The 11619-nt window shown below is 69.3% G+C and carries 7 protein-coding genes and 1 pseudogene; 1 reads left to right on the top strand and 7 read right to left on the bottom strand.

Annotated elements, in window-relative coordinates; genetic code table 11:
- The 7 genes and pseudogenes from ACG2DA_RS11465 to ACG2DA_RS11435 form a co-directional block, all read right to left on the bottom strand.
- Positions 1-1106, bottom strand: a 1106-nt coding sequence (locus ACG2DA_RS11465) for an AAA family ATPase (protein WP_395255798.1), incomplete at its 3' end; no start/stop codon positions are given.
- A gap of 177 nt (positions 1107-1283) precedes the next feature.
- Positions 1284-1646 carry a helix-turn-helix domain-containing protein gene (locus tag ACG2DA_RS11460; RefSeq protein WP_395255797.1) on the bottom strand — a complete coding sequence of 121 codons (363 nt, stop codon included), beginning with the start codon at positions 1644-1646 and terminating at the stop codon, positions 1284-1286.
- Positions 1647-1810: 164 nt separating this feature from the next.
- Positions 1811-3229: a hypothetical protein gene (locus ACG2DA_RS11455; RefSeq protein ID WP_395255796.1), complete on the bottom strand. Its 1419-nt coding sequence runs from the start codon at positions 3227-3229 to the stop codon at positions 1811-1813.
- Between the two features lie 527 nt (positions 3230-3756).
- Entirely contained in the window at positions 3757-6912 is a 3156-nt protein-coding gene (locus ACG2DA_RS11450; RefSeq protein ID WP_395255795.1) for a hypothetical protein, read from the bottom strand.
- Between the two features lie 80 nt (positions 6913-6992).
- A complete protein-coding gene (locus ACG2DA_RS11445) occupies positions 6993-7796 on the bottom strand; it encodes an IS5 family transposase (protein ID WP_395255794.1) in 804 nt (267 codons plus the stop codon).
- Positions 7797-7839: 43 nt separating this feature from the next.
- Positions 7840-8934, bottom strand: coding sequence for an IS630 family transposase (locus ACG2DA_RS11440; protein ID WP_395255793.1), 1095 nt, complete (start codon positions 8932-8934; stop codon positions 7840-7842).
- Between the two features lie 249 nt (positions 8935-9183).
- A pseudogene (locus tag ACG2DA_RS11435) lies at positions 9184-9567 on the bottom strand (SDR family oxidoreductase); the annotation flags it as partial.
- 239 nt (positions 9568-9806) lie between these two features.
- On the opposite strand from ACG2DA_RS11435, the gene ACG2DA_RS11430 reads away from it, so the two are divergent.
- Positions 9807-11000, top strand: coding sequence for an IS4 family transposase (locus tag ACG2DA_RS11430; RefSeq protein WP_395255799.1), 1194 nt, complete (start codon positions 9807-9809; stop codon positions 10998-11000).
- Positions 11001-11619: the final 619 nt, after the last annotated feature.

Raw genomic sequence — 11619 nt, 5'->3', positions numbered from 1 at the left:
GCGGGGTCGTCGGAGATCAGCCACGCCGCCCGCGCCGCGCCCACGAAGGCGAGACTGCCGGTCACGCGGCCCATCGCCCCGGCCCCCGACCCTTTGTTGAGGTGGGACACCAACACCACGGCGACGCCGAACTCTTCGGCGAGGCGTCTGAGGGGCTCCAGCACGCCGCGGACGTCCGCCTCTTTGTGCGAGTCGGCCCGGCCGAGGTAGGCGTTGACCGGGTCGACGATCACCAGCTTCGGGGCCGGCAACTTCCGCAGCATCGTCCGCAGGCGGTCCAGGTCCGCCGCGAGGTCGAAGCCCCGCTCCTTGCCGTCCGGGCCCCGCACCGCCTCCAGGACGTGGACCCGCTTCGGGTCGCCGCCGGCCGCGTCGAGCCGGGGCCGGATCGTGTCGCCCGCGTCGTCCTCGGCGTTGAGGATCACGACGTCGCCGGGGGGCGGGGCGCCGCGGCCGTCCGGCCACGGGCGGCTGACGGACGTGCGGGCGGCGAGGTCGACCGTGAGGAACGACTTGCCCAGTCCCGGCAGGCCCGCGAAGAGGGTGATCTTGCCGAGGGCGATCCGCTCCTCCCACAGCCACTCCACGAAAGAGGGCGTCACGTCGGCGAGCGTGCGGACGACGAGCCCGCCCCAGTCGCCGCCGCTCTCCAACGGCGGGAACTGCGCCTTCACCGCCGCGGCGGCCTCGGTCACGAGGTCCGCGTCGTCCGCCCCCGCGTTCGACAGCTCCCCGAGCCGCCAGCGCAGGTGCCGTTTGAGGGCGTACCGGCGGACGATCGCCGCGTAGTCGGGGCCGCGGCCGAGGTTCGGGACGGACGCGACCACCTCGTCGAGGTAGAACAGCCCGCCCGCGTCGGCGAGGGTCTGAGCGCGAGCCATCTCGTCGGCGACCGTCACCAGGTCGACCGCACCGCCGCGAGCGTGTAGGGCTCTCACCGCGCAGTAGATCAGCTTATTCCGATCCGAGGAAAAGTCTTCTTCCGTCAACTTGCATCGCGGGTCGTCGAGGCTGTCGGGGTCCTGCATGAACGTCGCGAGGATCGCCTGCTCGGCGGAGCGGTCGTGGGGGGGCTCGTCTTGGGGCGCAGACCGGGGGCGGGACATTGGGTATCGTGTGTTTGTCGTGAAGGGTGTTGCCGGTGAGACGGCGTGCCCGACCGCCGTCCCCGGGGGCCAAACCCCGGGGGCGGTTTCCGCACGAGCGGAACGCGGGCAGAAGAGAACGAACCGGGCGGTAAGTCCGACCGGCGAGATGAAGGCCGCTGATGGCCTTAAGCCGCGCTACCAGCCGTCGGCGGCCAGCGTGCGGTCGTCGCCGGTCGCGGCCTCGACGTTCGCGGGAGCCCTAGCGGGCCGCGGCTGCTGTACGACCGCGTCGCAGCTCCGGCGGGTCAATTCCTCGATAAACGCGGCGAGGTCCGCCTTCGTCACGCGCCGCTGCCGACCGCCGACTTGGAGGTAGCGGAGCTTCACCCCGCCCACCCCGTGCCTCGTCCAGCGGTAGGCGGTGGCGCTGTGCACGTTCAGGCGGTCCGCCACCTCGGGGAGGGTGAGCGTGTCGTCCAGCGAGTTCAGCAGACTATCGGCCGGCTCGAAGAGCGGGCAGGGACTTGTCGATTCGGACGGTCTTGTGGTGTCGGGCATAGCTTGCCTCCGGTCGCGGTCGGGAGCATTCCAGAGTGCCGAATTTCACGAGGCTGTCACGTCTTAAGTCGGTGCACCGAGTGTCTAACTCTGATGCACCGAATGTCTAACTTTGATGCACCGGACCTCCGACGTCAGCCTGGCCGAGCCCGGCCACCGGAGCGTCATCGAATCCGGTACCCGCCCTTATTAGGCCCCCCCGGGCGGACGATCACGTCTTCCCAACCGGGTTTTCTCAATAGTGTCTCTAAGATGATTATCGCACCCCCGCGCCCACTTTTATCGATGAGTTCTTTTTTTGTCAGTCCTTTCGGGTAGGCGTCTACTAACGCCTTCACGACGTGCCATTGCGGTTCGGTAAGACTCCGCTCGACCGAATCAACAAGCGGCCGTAGCGGTCGATCTCGATATAGAACGACTTTCTCGGATCGTCCGATTGTATTAGGTTCGTTCGAACTCGGGTCCGCGCCGGGAGGCGGAGCGCCCGGGGCCACGAGATTCTCCTCGCCGCGTTCTCCGCTGTCGGTCGGATCACCGAGAACGGACGCCGGCGTACCGCGCGCGGCGTCGGAACCGGGACGTGTCGGTCCTGAACTCGATTCAGCCGGATCGTCCCGGCACCAGACGTCCGGTGTGACCCGATCCGGCATCGGATTACCGGCCGCGCGGAGAATCTGAACGGCCATTTCGGGCGTATACTCTCGAAACCGATTCTTCGGCATCGCATCGATTCCATATTCCTTGACGGGAAGAATCTTCTCCTTCGCGAGGTCCCAGAATGTCTGCGGCCAGCCCGCGTCCGGCCCGCGGACGAGGACCCACCGGTCGACGTCGGGGTCGTGATACAGGTCGATGCCCCGGTCGTGACGCCGGAACTCAGGGCAGTGATCCTCGTCGGGATGCCCGAACCGTTCGGACCTCCTCTGTCGGATCCAACTCTTTCTTAGAACGAAGCGGTCCGCGAACTCCGCGGCGAATTCGCATTCCGGGTAGTTGGGTAACCTGGATTCGGTGCTCGGAGGAGGACCGATCCAGCGCCCGAATAACACCGGGTGTTTAAAATTCTTATGCTGTCGCGGCGGCGGTAATGCTGGGTCGATGACCGGGTACAGGCGCGCGTCCGCGAGGTCGGGAGGAAGATAACAGAGAGGAAGGTCGTCGTATCTATTCGGGGGGTAGTCGGCGAGTCCGAGGAGCGAGACGATATTCTGCGCTCGCGTTTTCGTAATGAATACTCCCGGCACGGACCCTGGCTCCGCGGCGGTGTAGGCGAGCGGTCGCACCCGCAGGCCGGCGAAGGAGAGAGCTGCAGTGCGATCGAACGGAGCTATTTCGCTCGACGGAAGATCTCGGGGCCGATTTACCAGCAGTCGCCAATCGCCTCCCCAACTGAAGAGCCACGGCGCGTTCTCTTCAGGGCCCGCGGCTTCCGGACGGTTGAGTCGCACTGCATTTGTGAGAGTCGGATCGAACCGAAACGGGAGACCGCCTCGCTCCGGGACGACCGTGAGGGTAGGCATCGCGACGGAAGGAACTTCGTCGTGGACGGTGGGGAAGCCGTTCGGCTCCAGCGGCGGGTACACCGCTATCAGGTGACTGAAACTATCTGCGGGCGACGGAGCCGGCGCCAGTCGACAAGAGCGGGGGCCTCTCCACAGGGGATCGCGTACCTTCGATGCAGGTCGCCGAAAAAGACGCTTTGGCGGTGGCGAGGTGCTGCGGCTCCGGCCGCAGGGCCCGCCTTGTCTGGCGACGGGCGGACAGCCCTCTCAGGTGACCGGAACTCGACTGAAACCCTGGGCCCGCCGCGGACATCAGAGTTCATCGATAGAACACGCTGTCGGTCGCACGACTTTCACGGCGGTGGCGTTTTCGGCCGCCGTGACTGGGTAGGCGTCCCAGCCGTGTCTCAAGGTGACGAGGCTTTCCTGAACAACAGACGGCGTTCGGGCGGACATCGCAACGTCATCAACTGTTTGTACGCAGCGACCCGCGGCGGACGACAGGAGCGTGAGCGAGAATGTTTGGGCAGTAACTGACCGCCTCGGTCTTGCCGTTCGATCTGCTCGGGGCGGCACCTTCGACAGCAAGCGCGGTCTCGGGGGCGGGGCTAGAACTCCCAATCAACATCGGCGTCTTCCCGCCGGGCGGCGCGGGCGTAGACGTCCGCCAGCCTCCTCAGCACGGCGGCGACGACGGGGTGTGCGGCGTCGAGCTGATTCGCCCAATTTCGGTGTCGGTCCGCCAGCGCGGCCTCCTGGGCCCCGCCGGCGTCCGGCATGTGGCAGGTCATGCCGTGTCGGTCTCGGTGCCCTTCCTGAAAACCGAGGAGCAGCGGGTCTTCGTCCGGGTCCGACTGCTCTTCCAGCACGTCGCGGACGAGCCCGTGCGGCCACGCGTCGTCTTCTCCGTCGGGGCTACGGGCGAGCAGCCGTCCGAGGACTTTTTCGGCCGCCCGCGTGCGACCGTACTTCGCGGCGAGACGGCGAACCTCTGTAATCCAGCCGCGAAGAAGGTTGCTGTCCGCCCGCCCCGCGGGGAATCCCGGGCAGGGCTGTCCCACGTCCCTGTATTCATACAGGAGTCGAACGGCTCGGGGGATCAGCTGTTTCGGAAGTGCCGTATCCTCCCCGTCGCGGCGGTCGTCGACTGCCGGGTGAGGCTCGCCGCCGCGGCGTGGGGAAAGGACGGCGATCAATTGCGTCAGGAAGCCGGCGTCCGAGACGACGGCGTCCAGCAGTTCCTGCACCCGCTCGACGTCCCGTTCCAGCAGCGGGAGGAATCGAAACTGGAACCTGGCGAGGCGGTCGGCGTCCGCCCCGGCGTCCCGCAGCCGGACGAGCACCTTGGCGACGTAATATCCGTCTCCGCTTTCGGCCCCGCGTGCGGCGGTCTGTAGGAGAATCTCCGCCAGCAAATCCGGCTCGAACTGTAGGTCTTTCGCGTGCGCGACGTACTTCAACGCGTCGCCCGGGCGGCCGACGGCGAGCAGTCGCGGGACGGCCCGGTCCGCCACGTCCTGCTCGGTCGGCAACCCGTAGGACGGGAGGGCGTTCCAGTAGCCCTCTTCGACGCCCCAGTCCTCCGCCCGGTCGAACGTCTCGAGGCCCGCGGGCAGGGCGAGGGCCAGCCCCAGGCGGGCGGCATCCGGCCACGCGGCGGGGTTCAAGCCGTCCGCCCACGGCCAGCCGGCACGACGGAACCACCAGTACGCGAACGCCGCCGCGAACTGGCGTCGAGCCGGAACGTCGGAGCCGAGGTCGGCCAGCAAGGCGGCGTCGTAGCCGGCGGCGTCCGGCCGGCGGGCGAGCGCGTTTCCCACGGCGTTCGGCTGTGCGGACATCTCGATGAGTCGTCCCAGGCAGCCTCCGCCTGCCGCGATCACCTCGTCCAAGGCTGCGTCTTCCGCCACCGCCTGGGCCGTCCGGGCCGCGTCGTGATCCCGATCGGCTCGGTAAAAGGTCTTGAAGGAGTGCCCGAACAGCCACGCGTGACGGGCGGCGGGGTCGGCCGGCGCCAAGGCCGCGAGCGCGTCGCTCAGCACCTGTCGATTAGCCCCGAGGTGGTCTCCGCCGTCGTCGCGGGCGGAGACGGAGAGCCGTTCGCGGAGTTCGTCGGCCAGCCGCGCCCGGTCGTCGTCCGCGGCCTCCCCGGCCGTCTCCCGCAGCCGAGCGGCGAGGACCGGCAGCCGGTCCTCCGGGAGTCGGTACAAGTCCTCCACCATTTCCAGCAGCCGGCCGGGGTCGCGGCCGGCGAGTCGCAGCAGCTCGTCGGCGACGAGACCCTGTTGGTCCGCGACGTCGTCCCACGTCGGCCGCCGCTCCGAGTCCGACACCGCCCAATCGCGCCACGCGGGGGCGTGACTGGGACCACCGGGAGCCTTACGTCCGAACAGTGCTAGGAGGGCCGCCCATGTTCCCGGCCCGTCCGCTTTAGCGAGACTGTGAATCGCCCGCAGCCGGGCCGCGGGCTTGGCGGCAGTGTGCGGGCGCCCTCCGCAGAGAATCATGCTCAGCGAGCGGAGGGGACCGTTCCCCCAGTTCGCTTCCGACCGCTCCTTCAGCGGGGCGAGGCGGGCCAGCAACCGGACGACGCGGGGCAGGTGTTCCGGCCGCCACGCGAGTGCCTCGAAGGCCCACATTAGGTCGGCAAACTCGCAACGCCCGGACAGTCCCCCGCCGCCCGTGTTCTCGAACAGCCCGGCAACGGCCGACGGTTCGGCGTCGAGGTCCCGCTCGACGGCGTCGAGGAACGCCTTCGGGGCCGCCTCCGCCAGCAGCGGGAGGGCGCCGCCGAGGCCGGCCCACCGCTCCCAATTTCCGGGCGCCAGGGCCTCCCGCACGACGTCGTCGATCAGTCGGGGCAGCCGGTCCGCGAACGGCAGCCGCGTCCGTTCGCCCTCGGCGGCCAGGAACGCGAGCGTGTCGGCCGCCTGCTCGACGAACAGGGCCGAGTACCCGACCTTCGGCGGCATGAACTCCAGTGGGCCGACGACGACCAGCGGGCCGGGGCGGTCCGCGACGCCCGCCCCGGCGAACGCCGCCGCGGCGTGGTCGAGGAACGCATCGAGCCCCGCAGTCGTCCGCGGGGCCAGGTGCAGCCAGCCGAGCATCTTGGACAGGACCCGCCGGTGGCCGCCGACCGAGAGTAGCAGCGGGTCGCCGGCGTCGCCGCCGGACGCCCGGGTCAGGGCGGCCGCCGCGGCCGCGTCTCGCGGGTCTCCCCCGCAGGCGGCGGCGAGATCGTCCGCGGCGGCCCGGTCCCCGGGGAACCCCTCGACCCACCCGCCGAGCCACAGGGCGGCGACCGCCGCCGGGTCGTCCGCCCAGTCGGGGCGGCCCTCGTCGGGCTCGTCGGACGTCAGGAAGCGGAGGGCCGTGAGGCTGCCGCCGCACCGCTCCGCCGCCTTCTGAGCCTCCAGGGCGTCCATCCCGGCCTCCTCCAAGGCCGCCGCCAACCGGTAGCGGCGGGCACGGGGGACCGGCAGGGCGTTGAGGTCCGGTCGGACGAACTCCACCGCGGCCCGGAGGACGTGGTGCCCGGCCCGCACGGCCCGCCGAACGAACTCCGGGGCAGGTCGCACCCCGGGCCGCGGCAGCAGAACGAGCGGCGCCTCCGCCCGGGAGACGGAGGTCCACGCCGCGGGCGTCGGCAGCACGAGGGCCCGGTCCCCCACGCCGGCCTCGTGCACGGCGGCGCAGAGGACCTCGAACCCGTCCCCGGTCGCCCCGACCTCCGCGGCCAACGACTCCGGCCCGCTCTGCAAAAACCGTTCGACGCGGTCCCGAACCGCCTGCCGTCCAGCCAGCCAGACGCTCGGCGGCAGCGGGACGGGCGTAGAGCCTGTTATGAACTCTGTCGGATAATTCGTCCGAGCAGGAGGCCGAGGAAGGCGACCCAGTGGTAGCCGGCGAGCGTCTCCGCCAGTCGTTCGTAGTCCCGGGCCAGCCGTCGGGAGCGGCCCAGCCAGCCGAAGGTCCGCTCCACCACCCACCGCCGCGGCAGCAGCACGAACCCCTTCTTCGCCCCGTCGTGCTTGACGATCTCCAGTTCGATCCCCTCCTCGGCGGCGGCGTCCGCCGCGTCCGGCCCGGTGTAGCCTTGGTCGGCCCAAGCCAGCTCCACCGTCCCGCCGGTCGCCTCCTGAACCCGCCGGGCCAGTTCGGCGACCTGCGCCCGCTCCTGTTCGCTGGCGGCGGTGATCGTCAACGCCAACAGGTTGCCCAGCGTGTCGACCGCGGCGTGGACCTTGGAGCCGTTCCTCTTTTTGGCCCCGTCGTAGCCCGCCCTGGCGCCGCTCTCGGGCGTGGACTGCAGGGTGCGGGCGTCGAAGATCGTGGCGGTCGGATTCTCCCGGCGGTCCTTCAGCAACCGCTCGACGATCCGCAAATCGTGGGCGATCGCCTCGAAGACGCCGGCGGTCTGCCAGCGGCGGGCCTGCTGGTAGACCGCCTCCCACGGGGGAAAGTCGTTCGGCAGGTACCGCCAGACGCAGCCGGTTTTGACGACGTACCGCAGCGCGTCGAACAGCTTCCGGGACGGGTGAAGTCGTTGCGGGGCGTCCTCCCGCATCAACGTCAGGTACGGCGTGAGAAACTCCCACTCCGCGTCCGTCACGTCGCTGGGATAGCCTTTCCGTGGCGTGTTCATGCCCCATTCGCGACTCCTGTAGGGCGAAAGTCAACAACAGGCTCTAGTGTCCTGAGTTGGAAGTTTCTTCACAGACGGATTCGACCCGCCGGAGGATCAAGTCGGCGTCGGCGGTCCAGACGAACGGCTTGGCGTCCGCGTTATGGCCGTCGACGTAGTCGCGGATCGCCCGCTCCAACTGCGGCACGCTGCGGAACACGCCCCGCCGCAGCCGCTTGTTCGTGATCTCCGCGAAGAACCGCTCGACTTGATTCAGCCATGAGGCTCCGGTCGGCGTGAAGTGCAGGCGGTAGTGAGGCCGCCGGGCGAACCACCGCTTCACCGCCGGCGTCTTGTGCGTGGCGTAGTTGTCGAGCACCAGGTGGATCTCGGTCCCCGGCGCCCGCTCCGCGAAGGCGTCGAGTTGGCGGAGGAACGACAGGAAGTCCTGCGCCCGGTGCCGCCTCCGGCAGCGGCCGAAGACCTCCCCGGTCTTCACGTTCAACGCCGCGAACAGGCTGGTCGTGCCGTGGCGGAAATAGTCGTGGGTGCGCCGCTCGGGCCGGCCGGGCGTCATCGGCAGCACGGGCTGGGAACGGTCGAGGGCCTGACACTGGCTCTTCTCGTCCACGCAGAACACGATCGCGTTCGCCGGCGGGCTCATGTACAAGCCGACCACGTCCCGAACCTTGTCGACGAAGTACGGGTCGGTCGACAGCTTGAAGGTTTCGCTGCGATGCGGCTGCAACCCGAAGGCCCGCCAGATCCGGGAGACGGCGCTCTGGCTGAGGCCCAGCCGCTTGGCCAAGCTCCGCGTGCTCCAGTGCGTGGCGTTCGGGGGCGTCTCCTCCAGCGTCGTTCGCACGACCTCCTCGATCCGGTCGTCGCCGATCGAGCGCGGGGCCCCGCTGCGGGGCTCGTCGCAGAGGCCGTCGACGCCGCGTTCGATGAATCGCTCCCGCCACGCCTTGGCGGTCGGCCACGTCACGCCGGCGGTCTTCGCGGCGGCGCTGATCGACGGCTCGTCGGCGCAGGCCAGGACGATCGTCGCCCGCAGAGCCAAGCCCCGGGGCGTCTTCCGCCGGCGGGTCAGCCGGGTCAGTTCGGCCCGCTGCTCGTCAGAGAGGACCAATTCAGTCTGCGGCTTGAACCCGGGCACGGTCGGCTCCGAATCGCGGAAAACCGTAGGGTATCCGCTCACGCAGAAGGCGCAAGAAACTTCCAACTCAGGACACTAGGGGCGAAGCAAGTCGTCTTCCTCCCGATCACGCCCTCTCTCGACCCGATCCCGCTGGTGATGTGCTGGCGCGAGGACTCGGATTCGCCGCACGCGGCGACGTTCCGGCGTCTCGTGAACGACCGCCTGCCGAGGACCGCCGACTGAGGGGCGCCGGGCAGGCGGCGCCCCTTAGGCGTTGAAGCCGCCGTCGATCGTCAGACTAGCGCCGGTCACGAACCCGGCCTCCGGCCCGGCGACGTAGGCGACCATCGCCGCGACCTCGTCGGCCGTGCCATACCGGGGCAGCGCCATGACCCGGGTGCGGAGCGTCTCGGCGAACTCGGTGTCGGCCGGGTTCAGGTCCGTATCGATCGGGCCCGGTTGGACGTTGTTCACCGTGATCCCGCGGGAACCCAGGTCTCTGGCGAGCCCTTGCACCAACCCCTGCAGGGCCGATTTGCTCATCGCATAAACGGCCCCGCCTTGAAACGGCATGCGGTCCGCGTTGCAGCTGCCGATGTTGATCACGCGGCCTCCCCGCGGTATGTGTTTCACGGCGGCGCGGGTGGCTACCTACGCCGTGAGCGGTTCGGCTCGGCCAGTCGTTCCAAGCCCTTGACGTGAAACGGGTTCGGCCCCGTCGTAGGGTCGCGGTTTTGCGCCTGCCAGCACGCCGCGATCCCCTACGGAAGGAACCGAACCCGTGACGCAAAGCTACGGGGACCGACTGGTCCACGCCGTCGAGGACCATCTCTCGCCCCGCTTTTTTCGACGTTGAAGCTCCTTAAACCCCCGACCCGCCGCGGCGTCGGCTGGACGCCTCAGCGGTTGACTCTCTTCGCCCTGCTCGCCGGCTGCCGAGAACCTACACCGGCTTCGCCGACGCATTAATTCGTCGCCATCGTCCGCTGGCCGAGGCGGTCTGGCGGCGGTGTCGCAGGCGACTGCCCGCGGTCGCGGGCGACGCCTTCCGCGGAGCCTGCGGCGGGCTGCCGGATTGGACCGTGCTCGCCGCCGACGGCACGCGGCTGAACTGCCCGCGGTCCGCGGCCAACGAGGCCGGGCTGGACCCGATCGGCAAGGCCGGGATCGGCCCGCAGATCGCCGGGACGCTGCTGTTTCACGTCGGCTCCAGCCTGCCGTGGGACGTGCGGCTGGGACCGGGCCGCGACGGCGAGCAGACGCAGTTGACCGAGATGTTCGGCGACTTGCCGGCCAAGACGCTGCTGCTGGCGGACGCCGGGTTCTCCAGCTGCGCCGCCTTGCGGCGGCTGGCGACCGACGAGCACGCCTTTTTGATCCGCGCAGGCGGCAACCGGCGGTTGCTGACCGAACTGTCGAACTTGGGCGAGTGCGAGTACGCCGACGGCCGATCCGGCCGGGGACAGCAGGTCTGGCTGTGGCCGCAAAACCTCCGCCGGGCGGGCGAAACTCCGCTGTCGCTGCGGCTGATCGAACTGGAAACCGACCGGTCCGACTGCCCGAACCTGTTTTTATTGACGAACCTGCCGACGGCGGAGTTGAGCGACGCGCAGGCGGCGGAGTTATACAAGCTGAGGTGGGGCGTGGAGGTGGGTTTTCGCACGCTGAAGCAGACCTTGGAGGGCCGAACCCTGCGGAGCCGCACGCCGAAGCGGGCGTTGGCGGAAGCGGAGTGGCTGGTTCTGTCGCTCTGGCTGCTGGGGGCGTTGGCGGCGCCGGCGGTGCGGTCCGCCGGGAAGGCGGCTTCGGCGTGGTCCCCCTCAGCGACGGCGAAGGCCGTGCGTCGGCGGATGCGCTTCGCCGAGCGAACCGGCGGCCGCTGGACGAAAACGCTGAGGGCCGATCTCGCCGCCTGCGCGATCGACCGCCGCCCGCGTCGAGCCGCGAAGCAGCGGTTCCGACACCCGCAAAAGAAGATCGGCCGCCCGCCGACCCCGCCCGAGGTGCGCCCGGCCGAACCCGCGGAGAGGCGACGTTACAAGGCGATTCTCGCTCAAGGACGCGGTCACACGCTCACGGCGTAGGGTGGCGACGGCTCGCTTCCTTCCCCGGACGTTCGCCGAAATCGCCATCCCCGGATCGAGCGCCGGGCGGACGTGTCGAACATGTCGAAAGCTTCGCCGCGATGTTTCCTCGGCCGATCGGAGCCGGACGAACCGCTCGCGTTTTCACTCGTCCGTCGCTGGTCTCTACATTTGTTATGGCCCACGGGGCGACGCGTTCGAAGCCTCGGAGGGGCCTTCTCCCGGTACCACATCGTCCGAACGCTGACAGCGCCCTCACGGTGGGAGCTCGAGGCTCCGCCCTGTACCCGCGGGCCGGCGAGGAAGGCCACATGCGATCAGACGGCGAAGTTCGCCCCAACGCGATGCCACACCAGGACGCTCCCGAGAAAATCCGAGCGTTCGTCAAGCGGCGATCTCGGGCAGTGCAGAAGGCACGGGAGGGGAAGCGCCGGGGGGCAGGCCAGATGCAGATTATTCGATCCCGACAGATAGACGGCCGTCTCGATCACGCGGTGTCTTGGCCGGGTTCGAACCTCCGTCTGGCGTGCAGCAACCGCAAACCATCTCCTCGTCCGCCGTCATCAACTCGCCCCTCCTTTTTCGCAGTCGCCGAAGGTCGTCCGAGGGACGAAGGCCG

The sequence above is a fragment of the Alienimonas sp. DA493 genome, assembly GCF_043951915.1.
Lineage (GTDB): Bacteria > Planctomycetota > Planctomycetia > Planctomycetales > Planctomycetaceae > Alienimonas.
The sequence above is the reverse complement of the archived record's forward strand: the minus strand, read 5'-3'. Positions and strand labels throughout refer to the sequence as shown.

Excerpts from the sequence above, each read along its gene's own strand:
- ACG2DA_RS11460 (WP_395255797.1), bottom strand. The coding sequence starts at position 1,646 with ATGCCCGACACCACAAGACCGTCCGAATCGACAAGTCCCTGCCCGCTC.
- ACG2DA_RS11445 (WP_395255794.1), bottom strand. The coding sequence starts at position 7,796 with ATGAACACGCCACGGAAAGGCTATCCCAGCGACGTGACGGACGCGGAG.